Source organism: Solirhodobacter sp., assembly GCF_964715405.1.
Window position 1 is genome coordinate 1 of the sequence record NZ_CBAICG010000042.1, and the last position, 16,294, is coordinate 16,294.

At 66.7% G+C, this 16,294-nt stretch carries 16 protein-coding genes; 7 read left to right on the forward strand and 9 right to left on the reverse strand.

The window, feature by feature from the left end; translation table 11 throughout:
• The 3 genes from AC11WY_RS15505 to coaD all read left to right on the forward strand — a co-directional run.
• The coding region (locus AC11WY_RS15505) for a LysR family transcriptional regulator (RefSeq protein WP_482927105.1) at positions 1-777 on the forward strand (777 nt) is incomplete at its 5' end.
• Between the two features lie 53 nt (positions 778-830).
• The gene (locus AC11WY_RS15510) at positions 831-1,265 is read left to right on the forward strand and encodes a CBS domain-containing protein (protein ID WP_482927107.1); all 435 of its coding nucleotides are present in this window, start codon (positions 831-833) and stop codon (positions 1,263-1,265) included.
• A 67-nt stretch (positions 1,266-1,332) separates the two neighbouring features.
• Complete coding sequence (gene coaD / locus AC11WY_RS15515) at positions 1,333-1,824, forward strand: pantetheine-phosphate adenylyltransferase (RefSeq protein ID WP_482927109.1); 492 nt, start codon at positions 1,333-1,335, stop codon at positions 1,822-1,824.
• A 67-nt stretch (positions 1,825-1,891) separates the two neighbouring features.
• Here coaD and AC11WY_RS15520 read toward each other — a convergent pair whose 3' ends face one another.
• The 5 genes from AC11WY_RS15520 to tkt form a co-directional block, all read right to left on the reverse strand.
• Complete coding sequence (locus AC11WY_RS15520; RefSeq protein WP_482927111.1) at positions 1,892-2,056, reverse strand: hypothetical protein; 165 nt, start codon at positions 2,054-2,056, stop codon at positions 1,892-1,894.
• A gap of 152 nt (positions 2,057-2,208) precedes the next feature.
• Entirely contained in the window at positions 2,209-2,832 is a 624-nt protein-coding gene (locus AC11WY_RS15525) for a MarC family protein (protein ID WP_482927113.1), read from the reverse strand.
• A gap of 37 nt (positions 2,833-2,869) precedes the next feature.
• The gene (gene gap, locus AC11WY_RS15530; RefSeq protein WP_482927115.1) at positions 2,870-3,871 is read right to left on the reverse strand and encodes a type I glyceraldehyde-3-phosphate dehydrogenase; all 1,002 of its coding nucleotides are present in this window, start codon (positions 3,869-3,871) and stop codon (positions 2,870-2,872) included.
• Positions 3,872-3,974: 103 nt separating this feature from the next.
• The gene (locus tag AC11WY_RS15535; RefSeq protein ID WP_482927117.1) at positions 3,975-4,118 is read right to left on the reverse strand and encodes a hypothetical protein; all 144 of its coding nucleotides are present in this window, start codon (positions 4,116-4,118) and stop codon (positions 3,975-3,977) included.
• Between the two features lie 119 nt (positions 4,119-4,237).
• Positions 4,238-6,256: a transketolase gene (tkt, locus tag AC11WY_RS15540; RefSeq protein WP_482927119.1), complete on the reverse strand. Its 2,019-nt coding sequence runs from the start codon at positions 6,254-6,256 to the stop codon at positions 4,238-4,240.
• Positions 6,257-6,460: 204 nt separating this feature from the next.
• Here tkt and AC11WY_RS15545 point away from each other — a divergent pair, with 204 nt between their 5' ends.
• Together AC11WY_RS15545 and AC11WY_RS15550 are read left to right on the forward strand one after the other, a co-directional pair.
• Complete coding sequence (locus tag AC11WY_RS15545) at positions 6,461-6,979, forward strand: hypothetical protein (protein ID WP_482927121.1); 519 nt, start codon at positions 6,461-6,463, stop codon at positions 6,977-6,979.
• Complete coding sequence (locus AC11WY_RS15550; RefSeq protein WP_482927123.1) at positions 6,972-7,382, forward strand: cell division protein ZapA; 411 nt, start codon at positions 6,972-6,974, stop codon at positions 7,380-7,382. The genes AC11WY_RS15545 and AC11WY_RS15550 overlap by 8 nt, the downstream gene beginning before the upstream one ends.
• A gap of 76 nt (positions 7,383-7,458) precedes the next feature.
• Here AC11WY_RS15550 and grxD read toward each other — a convergent pair whose 3' ends face one another.
• From grxD to AC11WY_RS15570, 4 genes are all read right to left on the reverse strand, one after another.
• A complete protein-coding gene (gene grxD / locus AC11WY_RS15555; RefSeq protein WP_482927125.1) occupies positions 7,459-7,818 on the reverse strand; it encodes a Grx4 family monothiol glutaredoxin in 360 nt (119 codons plus the stop codon).
• Positions 7,819-7,876: 58 nt separating this feature from the next.
• Complete coding sequence (locus AC11WY_RS15560; protein ID WP_482927127.1) at positions 7,877-8,119, reverse strand: BolA/IbaG family iron-sulfur metabolism protein; 243 nt, start codon at positions 8,117-8,119, stop codon at positions 7,877-7,879.
• Positions 8,120-8,307: 188 nt separating this feature from the next.
• A complete protein-coding gene (purL, locus tag AC11WY_RS15565; protein WP_482927129.1) occupies positions 8,308-10,482 on the reverse strand; it encodes a phosphoribosylformylglycinamidine synthase subunit PurL in 2,175 nt (724 codons plus the stop codon).
• Positions 10,483-10,847: 365 nt separating this feature from the next.
• Entirely contained in the window at positions 10,848-11,744 is an 897-nt protein-coding gene (locus tag AC11WY_RS15570) for a LysR family transcriptional regulator (RefSeq protein ID WP_482927131.1), read from the reverse strand.
• 157 nt (positions 11,745-11,901) lie between these two features.
• Between AC11WY_RS15570 and AC11WY_RS15575 the strand changes: the two genes are divergently transcribed.
• Both AC11WY_RS15575 and AC11WY_RS15580 read left to right on the forward strand, forming a co-directional pair.
• Positions 11,902-15,324, forward strand: coding sequence for an indolepyruvate ferredoxin oxidoreductase family protein (locus AC11WY_RS15575; protein ID WP_482927133.1), 3,423 nt, complete (start codon positions 11,902-11,904; stop codon positions 15,322-15,324).
• A gap of 86 nt (positions 15,325-15,410) precedes the next feature.
• A complete protein-coding gene (locus AC11WY_RS15580) occupies positions 15,411-16,286 on the forward strand; it encodes a lysophospholipid acyltransferase family protein (RefSeq protein WP_482927135.1) in 876 nt (291 codons plus the stop codon).
• Positions 16,287-16,294 lie beyond the last annotated feature (8 nt).

Genomic DNA, 16,294 nt, shown 5'->3' on the forward strand with positions numbered 1-16,294 from the left:
CTGGAGGAGGCGCTGGGGGCGCGGCTCTTCACCAAGGGGCCGCAGGGCTATGCGCTGACCGAGGAGGGCACGCGGCTTCTGGATCACGCGGTGCGCACCGAACAGGCGGTGGCGGGCGCGCTGGAGGAGGTGCGCGGTGGCGCCGGGCAGTTGTCGGGCCAGATCCGCATCGGCGCGCCGGACGGCTGCGCCACCTATGTGCTGCCGCAGGTGGTGGCGGCGATCTGCGACGACAATCCGGGGCTGGAGGTGCAGATCGTCGCGCTGCCGCGCGTCTTCAACCTGTCGAAACGCGAGGCCGACATGGCGATCGCGGTCAGCCGCCCCGAGGCCGGGCGGCTGACGGTGCAGAAGATCACCGACTACCACCTCCATCTGGCCGCCAGCCGCGATTACCTCGCAGCCCACCCGCCGATCCAGTCCCCGGCCGACCTGAAGGGCCACCGCTTTGTCGGCTACATCGCCGACATGATCTTCGACAAGGAACTCGACTATCTCGGCGAGGTCGGGGCCGGGGCGGTGCCGCTGGCCTCGAACTCGGTCACGGTGCAACTGAACTGGGTGCGGCAGGGCGCGGGGGTCGCGGTGGTGCATGACTTCGCGCTGCCGACGGCGCCCGAGGCGGTGCGGGTGCTGGCGGGGCAGGTGGCGCTGCGCCGCGCGTTCTACCTGATCCGCCACGCCGACGACCGCCGGGTGGAGCGGCTGAACCGGTTTGCCGACCTGCTGGCGCAGGGGGTGCGGCGCGAGGTGGCGCGGCTTGAAAGCCTTGCTTGACAGAATGTCGCGGCGGACCGACGCTGAAGGCCCACCTTGGAGGAGGGGAAACGATGATCGTTCAGCAGATCCTTAAGGGCAAACCCGAAGGCGCGGTGGTGACAGTGCCGCCCGGAACCACGGTCGCGGAAGCGGTGGAGATTCTGTCGGCGCGGCGGATCGGGGCGCTGATCGTCTCGACCGATGGCCGCCATGTCGCGGGCATCCTGTCGGAACGCGACGTGGTGCGTGAACTCGGCCGCCGCGGGCCGGACAGCCTGAACGACCCGGTCGAGAAGGTGATGACCACGGCCATCGTCGGCTGCACCCCGGACGAGCGCGCCGAAAGCGTGATGCAGAAGATGACCGATGGCCGCTTTCGCCACATGCCGGTGATGGAGGGCGCCGTGATGGTCGGCCTGATCTCGATCGGCGACGTGGTGAAGGCGCGGCTGTCTGAACTGGGGATGGAAAAGGACGCGCTGGAGGGGATGATCAAGGGCTTCTGAAGCGGACGGGGTCTTGCAAACCGCGGCGCAATCTTGTTGCGTGCGCCAAGACGTCTTGGAGGGCCCCATGCGCATCGGACTTTACCCCGGCACCTTCGACCCGCTGACGCTCGGCCATCTGGACATCATCCGGCGGGCGACGGTGCTGGTCGACCGGCTGGTGATCGGCGTGGCCATCAACCGCGACAAGAAACCCTTGTTCTCGCTGGAGGAACGGGTGGCGATGATCGAGGCGGAATGCGCCGGTCTGGTGCAGAAGACCGGTGTCGAGATCGTGGCACATCCGTTCGAGAACCTGCTGATCGACTGCGCCCGCGATGTCGGCGCCGGGCTGATCATCCGCGGGCTGCGCGCGGTGGCGGATTTCGAATACGAATACCAGATGGTCGGCATGAACCGCGCGCTGGATGCCAGCATCGAGACGGTGTTCCTGATGGCCGAGGCGCGGCATCAGGCGATCGCCTCGAAGCTGGTGAAGGAAATCGCGCGGCTGGGCGGCGACGTGTCGAAGTTCGTCACGCCGCCGGTGCGCGCGGCGCTGGTGGCGCGCTACGGCTGAGGGCGCGCGCGGGGGCCGGCCCCCGCACCCCCGGAGTATTTCCGCCAAGAAGAATGGGGGCGCCGTTTCAGGCGCCGTAGACGGCGCGGTGGGCGATCCGGCGCACGTCACCGGCGTAGATGTCGAGATCGAGGCGGGTGTCGAGCGGCAGCCGCGACAGTTCGGCGACCGTGCGCAGGTAGGCCACGCGGTTGCGGGCGGCGGCGCGGAGGTGGGAAACGAGCGATTTCATCTTGGCATCCTTTCGGATCGGAAGGGCGGCATCGGTGCCGTCATGCCAAGATTTGGGGAAGATGGTGGCGCTAACAACCTGCAGGGCGCGCGAGGCGGCATGCGTCAAACGCATAGCTCTGGAAGAAACGCTGTAACTCGTTGATCGAGCGGTCAGAATGGCGGCAGCGCGCCGATCGCAACGAAGCCGCGCAACATCTCATCCACCGCGACTGCGGCAAGAATGATGCCCATGACGCGGCTGATCACCACCTCGCCGGTGATTCCGATCACCCGGTGAATCGGGGCGGCGAGCAACAGCAGGGTCAGCGTGCAGGCCAGAACCCCCGCCATCAGCGCCGCCGTCATGGCCTGCGCCGGGATGGCGACGCGGGTGTTGTCGGTCAGCACCACGACCGCCAGCATGGCGCCGGGCGAGGCGATGGAGGGGATCGCGATCGGGATCACCGCGACGTGGCGCGGATCGGCAGCGGCGGTGCTGGCATCGGGCTTGGGCGGGCCGAAGATCATCGACAGCGCGAAGACCAGCAGCACGAGCCCACCCGCGATCTGGAACGCGGGCAGCGGGATGTTCAGCGCATCAAGCACGATCTGCCCGCCCACCAGGAAGGCCAGCAGCACCCCGAAGGCCACCGCCACGGCGCGGAACGCCACCCCGCGGCGCGCAGCCGCCGGGATGCCCGCGGTGGCGGCGAGGAAGATCGGCAGCGTGCCCACCGGGTCGATGACGACCCAGAGGGTGATGAACTGCTGGATCAGGACGGAGGACGAGGGCATCGGGGGAATCCGGAACGTGAACGCCCCCGATGTGATGTCAGAGCAGCTTGCCCATCGCAACCGCCGTATCGGCCATGCGGTTGGAGAAGCCCCACTCGTTGTCATACCAGCTCAGGATGCGCACCATCGTGCCGTCCATCACCTTGGTCTGGTCCATGTGGAAGACCGAGGAATGCGGGTCGTGGTTGAAATCGTGGCTGACGTTGGGGGCGTCGGTATAGCCCAGGATGCCCTTCAGCTTGCCATCGGCGGCGGCACGGATCGCGGCGTTGATCTCCTCCACCGAGGTGGCGCGGCTGGCCTCGAACACCAGATCGACGACCGAGACGTTGGGCGTCGGCACCCGGATCGCAACGCCGTCGAGCTTGCCCTTCAATTCCGGCAGCACGAGGCCGACGGCCTTGGCGGCGCCGGTCGAAGTCGGGATCATGCTGAGCGCGGCGGCGCGGGCGCGGTAAAGATCCTTGTGCATCGTGTCCAGCGTCGGCTGGTCGCCGGTGTAGCTGTGGATCGTCGTCATGAAGCCCTTGGTGATGCCGACGGTGTTGTGCAGCACATAGGCGACCGGCGCCAGGCAGTTGGTGGTGCAGGAGGCGTTCGAGACGATCAGGTCGTCCTTGGTCAGCGTGTCATGGTTGACGCCGTAGACGATGGTCTTGTCGGCCCCGGCCGAGGGCGCTGAAACCAGCACCCGGCTGGCGCCATTTTCCAGGTGGATCTTGGCCTTGTCCTTGTCGGTGAAGATGCCGGTGCATTCCAGCACGATGTCGATGTGCTTCCACGGCAGCTCGGCCGGGTTGCGGATCGCCGTCACCTCGATCGGGCCGCGGCCGGCGTCGATGGTGGTGGCGGTGGTGGTGACGGTGCCGGGGAAGCGGCCGTGCACCGAGTCAAAGCGCAGCAGGTGGGCGTTGGTCTCGACCGGGCCGAGATCGTTGATCGCCACCACCTCGATGTCGGTGCGGCCGGATTCGATGATGGCGCGCAGCACGTTGCGCCCGATGCGGCCGAAGCCGTTGATGGCTACCTTGACAGTCATGAGCATCTTCCTCTTGCGAATGGGCGCGGCCCTTGGGTGCGGTGGTCCGGGCTGGGGCGCGGGGGGGTGATCTGGGGCGTCAGTCTCCGCCGTGTCGTGCGACTTACCGCCAGAATTCGAGGTAATTGGTGAAGGCCATGATCTTCTGACCGAGAAAGATCGCCATGTGGGATTGATTGGCGAAATGATCGACCCCGAAGGTCAGCACGAGCACGAGGCCAAGGATCAGCGCGATGCGGTTGGTCACACATTCATTCCTGCTGCCGCCGGGCAGGACCACCCGGCATCACGGGGCCCGGACGTGCGACACCGATGTGCCGCAGGGCCGGAGGCGCCCGGCGCGGAAGGCTCCGCGCCGGGCAAGGATCAGAGAAGCGACCTGGCCTTTGCCACGGTCGCTTCAACGGTGATGCCGAATTCGGTGAACAGCCGTTCCGCCGGGGCGGAGGCGCCGAAGCCGGTCATGCCGATGAAGCCCGACTTGCCGGTGCGGCCACGTTCGCCCGACAGCCAGCGATCCCAGCCGAACTCGCCCGCCGCCTCGATCGCCACGCGCACCGGGCCTGCGGGCAGCACCTTTCTGCGGTAGCTTTCGGGCTGCGCGGCGAACAGTTCCATGCAGGGCATCGAGACGACGCGGGTGCCGATGCCCTCGGCCTCCAGCGTCTCGCGCGCCTTCAGGGCGATCTGCACTTCGGACCCGGTGGCGATCAGGATCACCTGCCGCTTGCCGGTGGCCTCGGCCAGCACATAGGCGCCCTGCGCGGTCAGGTTCTTGCTGGTGTGCTCGGTGCGCAGCGTCGGCAGGTTCTGGCGGCTGAGCGCCAGCACCGTGGGCGTGGTGGTGGCGTTCAGCGCCAGTTCATAGGCCTCGGCGGTCTCGATCGTATCGCAGGGGCGCATGAGCCAGGTGTTGGGCGTGGCGCGGCAGATCGCCAGATGCTCGATCGGCTGGTGGGTCGGGCCATCCTCGCCCTGACCGATCGAATCATGCGTCATCACATAGATGGTGGGCACGCCCATCAGCGCCGACAGCCGCATCGCGCCGCGGGCGTAGTCGGTGAAGCACAGGAAGGTGCCGCCGTAGGGGCGGATGCCGCCATGCAGCACCATGCCGTTCATCGCCGCCGCCATGCCGTGTTCGCGGATGCCGTAGTGGATGTAGCGGCCCTTGCGGTTTTCCGGGTTGAAGATGGTCTGATCGCCAGTTTTGGTCAGGTTCGAGCCGGTCAGGTCGGCCGAGCCGCCCAGCAGTTCCGGCATCATCGGGTTGACCACCTCGAGCACCATCTCGGACGATTTGCGGGTCGGAACCTTCGGCTTGGCCTCGCTCATCTGTTTTTTCAGCGCGCGGATCACGGCGCCCAGCTTCTTGGGCGCCTCGCGCCGCATCACGCGGTCGAACTCCTCGCGCTTGGCGGCCGAGAGGTCGGCGACGCGGCCTTCCCAGGCGGTGCGGTCCTGCGCGCCACGGGCGCCGACGGCCTCCCATTCCGCCTTGAGGTCGGCGGGGATGACGAAGGCGGGGTAATCCCAGCCGTAGATTTCGCGAACCTTGACGATTTCTTCGGGGCCGAGCGGCGAGCCGTGGGCACCCGCGGTGTCCTGCTTCTTGGGCGAACCAAAGCCGATGTGGGTCTTGCAGTCGATCATCACCGGCTTGTCGGACGCCTTCGCGGCGGTCATCGCGCGGTCGATGTCGTCGGGGTCATGGCCATCGCAGTGCAGCACGGTCCAGCCCGAGGCGGCAAAGCGGGCGCGCTGGTCGGTGACGTCCGACAGGCTGACCTTGCCGTCGATCGAGATCGAGTTGTTGTCCCACAGCACGATCAGCTTGCCCAGCTTCTGCATGCCGGCAAGGCCGATCGCTTCCTGGCTGATGCCTTCCATCAGGCAGCCGTCGCCCGCGATCACCCAGGTGGTGTGATCCACGATCTTGCGACCGAAGCGGGCGCGCAGCGATTCCTCGGCGATGGCGAAGCCGACCGCGTTCGCGATGCCCTGACCCAGCGGGCCGGTCGTCGTCTCGATGCCGCGCGCATGGCCGTATTCCGGGTGGCCTGCGGTCTTCGATCCCCACTGGCGGAAGTTCCTGATCTGCTCGATCGTCATGTCGGGCGAGCCGGTCAGGTGCAAGAGCGCGTAAAGCAGCATCGAGCCATGCCCGGCCGACAGGATGAAACGGTCGCGATCCGGCCATTCGGGGTTCTTCGCATCGAACTTGAGATGCTTGGAGTAGAGCACCGTCGCCACGTCGGCCATGCCCATCGGCATCCCCGGATGGCCGGAATTGGCGGCCTGAACCGCGTCGATGGCCAGCATCCGGATCGCGGACGCCTTGCGCCAGTGGTCAGGGTGCGTGCTGCGCAGGGTTGCGATGTCCAAGGGTCAGTCTCCTCCACCGGGGTTTTCGGGCCGCTTTTCGCCGTCTTGAGCCCTCATATCAGCGTCTGGCCACAGATCAAGCGCACGGGACGCCGCAGCCCGGGGATTGTGGGAAGAATTCGGTCGTGGCTTTGGTTTAAGATCGGCAGGCCGCACCCGAGGGGCGATTCGGGCGCGGTGCAGGCCAGGAAGAAGGAAAACGTCATGCAGGATTTGCAGGAACTGGAGCGGCGCATCACGCTCGCGCTGGACCGCATCGCCCAGGGGGTCGAGGCGCTGGACGGGCTGACCGTGCTGCCGCAGGGGGCCACGGCGCCCGAACCGCAGGCCCCGGCCGCCGACCCGGAAGCGCAGCGGCTGGCCGAAGCGCTGCAGGTGGAGCGGGACGCGAACGCCCAGTTGCAGGCGCGGCTGCAAGCGCTGCACGACCGCCAGGCCGCCGGGTCGGCGCCGCTGGAGGCGCGCGTCGAAGCACTGACCGCACAGATCGACGCGCAGGGGATCGAGCTTGGGCGGATGAAATCCACCAGCGTGCAACTGCGCGAGACGAACCGCGCGCTGCGCGAGGCGGCCGAGCGCGGGGTCAGCGATCCGCAGCTTGTCAACAAGTCGCTGCAGGCGGAACTCGACGCGCTGCGCGCCGCCCGGGCCGCCGAAGTGGCGGAACTCGATGGCATTCTTGCCGAACTGAAGCCCCTGATCGGGGAGGATACCGATGCCTGAAGTGACCGTGACCGTGGGCGGCCGCCCGTTCGAAGTGGCCTGCCAGGCGGGGGAAGAGCTGTTCCTGCGCGCCGCCGCCAAGGCGCTGGATACCGAAGCGCGGGTGCTTCTGGACCAGATCGGCCGGATGCCCGAAAGCCGGATGCTGCTGATGGCGGGGCTGATGATCGCCGACCGGGTGGCTGGGATGGAGGATCAGGCCCGCGCCCAGACCGCGAAGCTGGCGCAGATCGAGGCGGAACTGGCGGACCTGAAAGCCCGTCCCGCGCCCGCGCCGGAACGGATCGAGGTGCCGGTGCTGCCGCGCTCGGTCACCGACACGCTGGCCGAGATGGCGGCGCGCGCCGAGGCGCTGGCGGCGGCGCTGGCCGAACGGCTGCCGCCGGTCACGCCGACGCCCTGACACGCGAAACGACCTGACACGCGAAACGGATCACCCCCGCGCAAGCGGGGGTCTTGCGGTCAGGCGTCCGCCCGGCTCAGCCGTTGGCTTCGCGGATCTTCGCGGCGGCGTCCTTGTCGAAGGTCACGCCCTTCGCCTCGAACAGCGCGTCCAGTTCGCCCGACAGCGTCATCTCGGTGACGATGTCGCAGCCGCCGACGAATTCGCCCTTGACGTAAAGCTGCGGGATCGTCGGCCAGTCCGAGAAGTCCTTGATGCCCTGACGGATGTCCGGATCGGCGAGCACGTTCACATCGGTGAACTGCACCCCCATGTAATTCAGCACCCCCGCCACCCGGCTGGAAAAGCCGCATTGCGGCATCATCTTGGTGCCCTTCATGAACAGCACGACGTCGTTCGAGGTGACGGTATCGCGGATATTGTCTTTCGCGCTCATGGCCGAGCCCTTCTGTGGTCTGCGGCGGGGCCGCGGGATGATGGAATGTGGTGCCGGATCAGTCCGGCGCCTTGGTGGTCAGTGCAAGGGCGTGCAATTCGCCATGCGCCCCGTCCATCTTGCCCTTCAGGCTGGCATAGACGGCGCGCTGCTGCTGCACGCGGTTGAGGCCGCGGAAGCTTTCGTCGATCACTTCCGCCGCCCAGTGGTTGCCGTCACCGGCCAGGTCGGTGATGGTGATGCGCGCCTTGGGAAAGTCGGCGCGGATCAGGTTCTCGATGTCTTGGGCTTCGATCGCCATCGGGCAGGGGTCCTGTCGGTTGTCTGGTGCAAATCTATGCCCCGCCCCGGCCTGCCGCAAGAGCGGGCCGGGGGAGGCGCCGGAAAACAGATGCGACGAATGTGCCTTTCGCCGGACCTGCCCACTCATCTTGGCACAAATACCCTCGGGGGGTGCGGGGGGCAGACAGCCCCCCGCCTGCCGCAGCGTCAGCCCACCGCGCGCGCGAAGGCGCTGCGATAGAGCGCCGAGAGATCGGTCAGCGCCGCCTCGGACCCGCCGATCCGCACCATGTGGCCGCCGAACCGGCCGACCGCATGGACCGGCACCCCGGCATGGTTTGCCACCCCCATCAGCGCCTCGGCCTGATCGAAGGAACAGGACACGAGGTAGCGCGCCTGATCCTCGCCGAACAGGAACCCGGTGTCGGCGCTGTCCAGCGTCAGGCCCAGCCCGGCGCCCTCGGCCATTTCGAACGCGGCCAGCGCAAGGCCACCGTCGGACAGGTCGGTGGCGGCGGTGAACAGGTGGCGGTGCGCGAGCAGGAAGGAGCCGTTGCGTTTCTCGGCGACCAGGTCAACGTGGGGGGCGTCGCCGTCTTCGCGGTGGAACACCTCGGCCAGCAGCGCCGACTGGCCCAGATGGCCGTGGCTTTCGCCGATCACCAGCGCGACCTCGCCATTCTTCGGGTGCCCCGCGATCAAATCGTCGAGGCTGTGCAGGATGCCGACCGCGCCGATGGTGGGGGTGGGCAGGATGCCGGTGCCATCGGTTTCGTTGTAAAGGCTGACGTTGCCCGACACGATCGGCAGGTCCAGCGCGATGCAGGCCGCGCCGATGCCCTTGATGGCGCCGACCAGTTGGCCCATGATCTCGGGCTTTTCCGGGTTGCCGAAGTTCAGGTTGTCGGTCGCGGCGAGCGGCGTCGCGCCGCAGGCGACCAGATTGCGCCAGGCCTCGGCCACCGCCTGCTTGCCGCCCTCGAACGGGTTCGCCTTGACATAGCGCGGCGTCACGTCGCTGGTGAAGGCCAGCGCCTTGCCGGTGCCATGCACCCGCACCACGCCCGCGCCAAGGCCCGGCGCGCGCACCGTGTCGGCCATCACCTGACTGTCGTATTGCTCCCAGACCCAGGCCTTGCAGGCGTAGTTCGGGCAGCCGATCAGCGCCTTCAGGGCGTCGATCGGGTCGATATGCGGCACCGGGTCCATCGGGCCGGGGGCGGGGGTTTCCACCCAGGGCCGGTCATATTCCGGCGCGTTGCCCGCCAGCGCCTTCAGCGGCAGGTCGGCCATCACCCTGTTGCCGTGCATCACGACGAAGCGGTCTTCCGGGATCGTCTCGCCGACGATGGCGAAGTCGAGATCCCAGCGGTCGAAGATCGCCTTCGCCTCGGCCTCCTTCTCGGGCTTCAGCACCATCAGCATCCGTTCCTGCGATTCCGACAGCATCATCTCGTAGGCGGTCATGCCGGTTTCGCGGCAGGGCACGCGGTCAAGGTCGAGCCGGATGCCGAGGTCGCCCTTGTCGCCCATCTCGACCGCCGAGCAGGTCAGGCCCGCGGCGCCCATGTCCTGAATCGAGATCACCGCGCCCGAGGCCATAAGTTCCAGGCAGGCCTCCAGCAGCCGCTTTTCGGTGAAGGGGTCGCCGACCTGCACGGTGGGGCGCTTGTCCTCGATCGTGTCGTCGAATTCTGCGCTGGCCATGGTGGCGCCACCGACGCCGTCGCGGCCGGTCTTGGCACCGAGGTAGACCACCGGCATCCCGACGCCCGAGGCGGCGGAGTAGAAGATCTTGTCGGCATCGGCCAGACCCGCGGCGAAGGCGTTGACCAGACAGTTGCCGTTGTAGGAGCGGTGGAACCGCACCTCGCCGCCGACCGTCGGCACCCCGAAGGCGTTGCCGTAGCCGCCGACGCCCTCGACCACGCCCTTGACCAGATGCGCGGTCTTGGGGTGCGACGGCTCGCCAAAGCTCAATGCGTTCATCGCCGCGATCGGCCGCGCGCCCATCGTGAAGACGTCGCGCAGGATGCCGCCGACGCCGGTCGCGGCGCCCTGATGCGGCTCGATGTAGCTGGGGTGGTTGTGGCTTTCCATCTTGAAGACGATCGCCTGCCGGATTCCCTGATCATTGGCACCGATATCGACCACGCCCGCATTCTCGCCCGGTCCGCAGATCACCTGCGGCCCGGTGGTGGGCAGCGTGCGCAGCCATTTCTTGGATGATTTGTAGGAACAATGCTCGTTCCACATCGCCGAGAAGATGCCCAGTTCGGTGAACGTCGGCTCGCGGCCGATGATGGCCAGCAGCCGCTGGTATTCGTCGGGCTTCATTCCGTGTGCGGCGATCAGCGCGGGGGTGATTTGCGGCTCGTCCATCTTCCGTCTCCCACCGGGTCCGGACGCGGCGGACCCTTTGCCCGCTCTTAGGATATGGGGGCAGGCGGGGGAAGGCCCGAATTCTTCGCCACCTCCACGCCGGGGCCCTGGGGTTCACGGGACGCCCTGATCCCGTGCATCCCGGTGCCGCGGCGCGGCAATTTCGGGCAGGAGGCGGCAAGGGCGAAAAAAAAGGCCGAGCAAAGCTCGGCCCAAGTCCAACAGGGAGGTAGAAGAACCTGTGACAGGGTCGCCAGCTTCTTCTGTGAATGCAGTTAGGGGCTGATGACTCGTGGTTCAAGGGAAATGACGCCGCAGGTGCAGCATGGCCGATATGCATGTCCCGCATATGTGGCGTTTCCGCCTCAGCCGATCTGCTGGCGATGGCGGTGGGCAAAGATTTCCTCGGTGACGAAATCGCGGAAGGCCGACACCCGCTTGGAATGCCGCAACTCCTCGGGGTAGGCGAGGAATACCGGCACATCGGTCGATTCCACATCCGGCAACACGCGGACAAGGTTGGGGAAATCCTCGGTCAGGTAGTCCGGCAGGACGCCGACGCCAAGATGGCTGAGCACCGCCTGCAACACGCCGAAGTAGTTGTTCACCGTCAGCATCGAGGGCACGTTGTAGGCCATCAGCGTCTGCACCAGCGCCGCACCCGCGGCGACCTGCGGCGTGGCCGGGGCCTGACAGATCAGCCGGTGCTGCGACAGGTCTTCCAGCCGTTCCGGCTTGCCCCGTTCCGCGATGTATTGGCTGGAGGCGTAGAGCTGCATCCGGATGTTCATCAGCCGCTTGCGGATCAGGTCGGCCTGGGTCGGCTCCTTCATGCGGATCGCCACATCGGCCTCGCGCATCGGCAGGTCGAGCACGCGTTCTTCCAGCATCAGGTTGATCTTCAGGTCGGGGTATTTCGCGTAAAGCGCCGACAGCCGCGGCGCCAGCCAGAGCGTGCCGAAGCCGGTGGTGGTGGTGACGCGCAATTCCCCCATCACCTCGTCCTCGGTGTCGCGGATGCGCGCCGAAGCGGCATCGAGCCGCTTTACCATTGAACTGGTGGCCTCGAACAGCAACTCGCCCGGTTCGGTGAGAATCAGTCCGCGGGCATGGCGGTGGAACAGCGTCGTGTTCAGGCTCTCTTCCAGCGAGCGAATCTGCCGCGACACGGCCGATTGCGACAGGTGCAGCGTCTCGCCCGCATGGGTCAGGCTGCCCGCGTCCGCGACGGCATGAAATATTCTGAGCTTGTCCCAATCCATCACGCAACTCTTCCAAATTTGTCCGACGCTAACATTGAAGCAGCTTACCTAGACAGGATTTCTGTCATGTAAATGAACTTTTGCGAAATATGTTCTTTGTAGGTCAGAAAGTGTGACCTATCATGGCGGCGCGCGTGCGAACCAGGGAGGGTGCGTCATGAGCCTGCAGGATATCCAGCTTTCCGACCGTTTCGACCTCACGAAATCGCCGGTTCTGCTGAACGGCACCCAGGCGCTGGTGCGGCTGATGCTGATGCAGAAGGCGCGCGACCGGGCGGCGGGGCTGAACACCGCGGGTTATGTCACCGGCTATCGCGGCAGTCCGCTGGGCGCGGTGGACATGCAGATGATGCGCGCGGGCAAGGAACTGGGCGCCGCCGACGTGGTGTTTCAGGCCGGGTTGAACGAGGATCTGGCGGCAACCGCGATCTGGGGCAGCCAGCAGGCCGAGTTGCGCGGCGAGGGGAAATATGACGGCGTTTTCGCGCTCTGGTATGGCAAGGGGCCGGGGGTGGACCGTTCGGGCGACGTAATGCGCCACGCCAACATGGCGGGCACCGCGCCGAAGGGCGGCGTGCTGATGGCGATGGGGGATGACCATACCGGCGAGTCATCCACCACGCTGCACCAGTCCGACTGGGCGATGATGGATGCCTACATGCCGGTGGTCTCGCCCGCGGGGGTGCAGGAAATCCTTGATCTCGGCCTCTATAGCTGGGCGCTGAGCCGGTTTGCCGGAGTCTGGGTCGGCCTCAAGACGATGAAGGACACGGTCGAGGCGACCGCCGTGGTGAATGGCGATCCGCACCGGCTGACCTTCGTGACGCCCGATTTCAAGTTGCCGCCGGGCGGGCTGAACATCCGGCTGATCGACACCCCCGTGCTGCAAGAGGCGCGGATGATCGACTTCAAGCGCTTCGCCGCCGAGGCTTTCGCGCGGGCGAACCGGATCGACAAGCGGGTCTGGGGCCAGCCGGGGGCGAAGATCGGCTTTGTCGCGGCGGGCAAGAACTGGCTTGATCTGGTCCATGCGCTGTCGCTGCTGGGGATCGACGAGGCCGAGGCCGGGCGGCTGGGGATCACCACCTACAAGGTGGCGCAGGTCTGGCCGCTGGACATGCAGAGCTTTCACGAATGGGCCGAGGGGCTTGATCTGATCGTTGTGGTGGAGGAAAAGCGCAAGCTGATCGAAGTGCAGGTGAAAGAGGCGATCTTTGATGATCGCAAGGGCCGCCGCGTCTACGGCTGGCACAAGGGCGACACCTGGGAACATGGCCGCCAGGTGGAGCTGTTCCCGACCCGCTACGCGCTCGACCCGATCCTGATCGCCGAGAAGCTGGGGGCGATCCTGGTCGAGGAGGGGCGCGGCACGGACCGCCTCAGCGCCGCCCTGCAACGGCTTGAGGATGCACGCAAAGCCGACAACGCGAAAGACCTTGCGGCGCGCTTGCCCTACTTCTGTTCGGGTTGCCCGCACAACACCTCGACCAAGGTGCCCGCAGGCAGCCGGGCCTATGCCGGGATCGGCTGCCACTACATGGTGCAGTGGATGGACCGCGCCACCACCGGCTTCACCCAGATGGGCGGCGAGGGCGCGAACTGGATCGGCGAGGCGCCGTTTTCCAGCCGTGACCATGTGTTCCAGAACCTTGGCGACGGCACCTACAACCACTCGGGCGTGCAGGCGATCCGGGCGGCCCTGGCGGCGGGAACCACCATCACCTACAAGATATTGTTCAACGATGCCGTGGCGATGACCGGCGGGCAGCACAACGAGGGCGGCCTGACCGCCGACCGCATCGCGCGCGAGATTCAGGCGATGGGGGTGCAGCGCATCGCCGTTGTCTACGACGCGAAGGAGGGGCTGGACCTGAGCCGCTTTCCCAAGGGGATCGAGCTGCACGAGCGTGAAGAGCTGATGTCGGTGCAGGAGAAGTTCAGCCACATCAGGGGTGTATCGGCCATTGTTTATGTGCAGACCTGTGCCGCCGAAAAGCGTCGCCGCCGCAAGAAGGGCGAATTTCCCGATCCCGACAAGCGGGTCTTCATCAACACCGACATCTGCGAAGGCTGCGGCGATTGCGGGGTGCAGTCGAACTGCGTGTCCATCGTGCCGGTGGAGACGGAACTGGGCCGCAAGCGGGCCATCGACCAGTCGAGCTGCAACAAGGATTTCTCTTGCGTCAAGGGGTTTTGCCCCTCGTTCGTGACGTTGGAGGGGGCGGTGGTGAAGAAGGCCGCGACGCAGACCGTCGAGATCACGGACCTGCCCGCGCCCGCGCTGCCCGCGATCAACGGCACCTTCAACGTGGTGATCACCGGGGTCGGCGGCACCGGCGTGGTGACGGTCGGCGCGATCATGGCGATGGCCGCCCATCTCGATGGCAAGGGCGCCGGCATGATGGAAATGGCGGGGCTGGCCCAGAAGGGCGGCGCGGTGCACATCCACTGTCGCATCGCCAACCGGCCCGAGGACATCAGCGCGATCCGCGTGGCGGTGGGCGAGGCCGACGCGGTGATCGGCGGCGATCTGGTGGTTACGGCGGGGGCGCGCACGCTGGGCCTGATGACCACGGGGCGCACCGGCGCGGTGGTGAACAGCCACCAGATCGTCACCGGCGAGTTTACCCGCAACACCGAATTCCGCTTGCCATTCGATCGGTTGGAGCTTGGTCTTGAAGCGCGGCTGAAGGATCGCCTGACGATGTTCGATGCGAGCGAACTGGCGCGCATCCTGCTGGGCGATTCGATCTATTCCAACATGATGGTATTCGGCGCGGCCTGGCAAAGCGGGTTGATCCCGCTGTCTCATGCCGCGATCCTGCAGGCGATCGTGCTGAACAAGGCCGGCGTCGAGGCGAACCAGCGCGCGTTCGAACTCGGCCGCTGGGCCGCCGCGCACCCCGATCAGGCGGGCCGCGTGCTGGCGCCGACCGTGGTGGCGAAACCGAAGACGCTGGACGAGGTGATCGCGTTCCGCGTGGCGCATCTGACCGCCTACCAGTCGGCCCGCTATGCCGCGCGCTACCGGCGGCTGGTCGACAAGGCCAGCGATCCGCGGCTGCGGGGGGCCATCGCAAAAGGCTATCACAAACTATTGTCCTACAAGGACGAATACGAGGTTGCCCGGCTGCATCTGGAAACCGGGGCGAAGGCACGGGCCGAGTTCGACGGCGCGTTCCGCATGACCTTCCACCTGGCGCCGCCGCTGCTCAGCCGGACCGGCCCCGACGGGCGGCCGGTCAAGCGCGCCTTCGGGCCCGCGATGCTGCGCGCCTTCGGGCTGCTGGCGCGGCTGAAGCGCCTGCGCGGCACTTCGTTCGACCCGTTCGGGCGCACCGCCGAGCGCCGCGCCGAACGCGCCGCGATTGCGGTCTATGAAACCGACATGGCCGAGGTGCTGGCCGTGGTGACGCCCGCGACGCTGGATCTGGCGGTGGCACTGGCGGAACTGCCGTTGCAACTGCGTGGCTTTGGCCCGGTGAAAGCGGCGAATGCCGAAAAGATCGCCAAACGCCGCGAGCAGATGCTGAAAGCGTTCCGGGCGGGTGGCGCGGCGGTGCAACAGGCGGCGGAGTGACGCCGTCTCTTTGCGAAACTGTCATCTTTGCTGGCCAGACTCGGCAAACCGCGCTAAGGCGGGCGCGCTACCTTTCGGGGATCGGGATGCACAAGAACCAGGTTACGCGGGAAATCAGCTACTCCTATTCGGCCAGTTCGCGCAGCGGCCGTGCGGTGATCCGCGCGATCGAAAACACGACCGGGCGGCTCGGGCTGATCAAGAAGGCCAGCGGCTATCAGTTCGAGGTGGAACGCGGCCGCAGTTTCTGGGAGGTGATCGCCGACCGCTACCGGCTGTCGCTGGAGGTGACGGGCGGCTCGCTGAGCCATATTCCCGCGAACGGGCCGCTGGTGGTGATCGCCAACCACCCGTTCGGCATTCTTGACGGGCTGATGATGGGGCTGCTGCTGGATCGGGTGCGCGGCGATTTCCGCATTCTGGCGCATAACGTGTTCCGCCGCTCCAGCGAGCTGGACGGCGTGATCCTGCCGATCTCGTTCGACGAGACCAAAGACGCGGTGAAACTGAACCTCGAAACCCGCGCGACGGCGTTGAAATACCTGAACGCGGGTGGCGCGGTGGGGGTGTTCCCCGGCGGCACGGTATCGACGGCGGCGAGGCCGTTCGGCCAGCCGATGGACCCCGGCTGGCGCAATTTCACCGCCAAGATGATCGCCAGGTCGAACGCGACCGTGGTGCCGGTGTTCTTCGAAGGCCACAACAGCCGCCTGTTCCAGTTGGTCAGCCACCTTCACCCGACGCTGCGGGTGGCGCTGCTGATCAAGGAATTCCGCCGCCGCATCGGCGGGCCGGTGCGCGTCGTGGTCGGCGAGCCGATCGCCTCGGCCAAGCTGGAACCGCTGAAGTCGGACCCCAAGAAGATGATGGAGTTCCTGCGCCGCTCGACCTACGAGCTGTCGCCGGTGCCGCTGAAAAGTTTTGATCACGGCTACGAATTCGAAGAAAAATACAAAGCTTGACCTGTTGA

Bases quoted from the DNA above. Each gene is read 5' to 3' on its own strand.
- AC11WY_RS15510 (WP_482927107.1), top strand. From the start codon at position 831: ATGATCGTTCAGCAGATCCTTAAGGGCAAACCCGAAGGCGCGGTGGTG.
- coaD (WP_482927109.1), top strand. From the start codon at position 1,333: ATGCGCATCGGACTTTACCCCGGCACCTTCGACCCGCTGACGCTCGGC.
- AC11WY_RS15520 (WP_482927111.1), bottom strand. From the start codon at position 2,056: ATGAAATCGCTCGTTTCCCACCTCCGCGCCGCCGCCCGCAACCGCGTG.
- AC11WY_RS15525 (WP_482927113.1), bottom strand. From the start codon at position 2,832: ATGCCCTCGTCCTCCGTCCTGATCCAGCAGTTCATCACCCTCTGGGTC.
- gap (WP_482927115.1), bottom strand. From the start codon at position 3,871: ATGACTGTCAAGGTAGCCATCAACGGCTTCGGCCGCATCGGGCGCAAC.
- AC11WY_RS15545 (WP_482927121.1), top strand. From the start codon at position 6,461: ATGCAGGATTTGCAGGAACTGGAGCGGCGCATCACGCTCGCGCTGGAC.
- AC11WY_RS15550 (WP_482927123.1), top strand. From the start codon at position 6,972: ATGCCTGAAGTGACCGTGACCGTGGGCGGCCGCCCGTTCGAAGTGGCC.
- grxD (WP_482927125.1), bottom strand. From the start codon at position 7,818: ATGAGCGCGAAAGACAATATCCGCGATACCGTCACCTCGAACGACGTC.
- AC11WY_RS15560 (WP_482927127.1), bottom strand. From the start codon at position 8,119: ATGGCGATCGAAGCCCAAGACATCGAGAACCTGATCCGCGCCGACTTT.
- purL (WP_482927129.1), bottom strand. From the start codon at position 10,482: ATGGACGAGCCGCAAATCACCCCCGCGCTGATCGCCGCACACGGAATG.
- AC11WY_RS15570 (WP_482927131.1), bottom strand. From the start codon at position 11,744: ATGGATTGGGACAAGCTCAGAATATTTCATGCCGTCGCGGACGCGGGC.
- AC11WY_RS15575 (WP_482927133.1), top strand. From the start codon at position 11,902: ATGAGCCTGCAGGATATCCAGCTTTCCGACCGTTTCGACCTCACGAAA.
- AC11WY_RS15580 (WP_482927135.1), top strand. From the start codon at position 15,411: ATGCACAAGAACCAGGTTACGCGGGAAATCAGCTACTCCTATTCGGCC.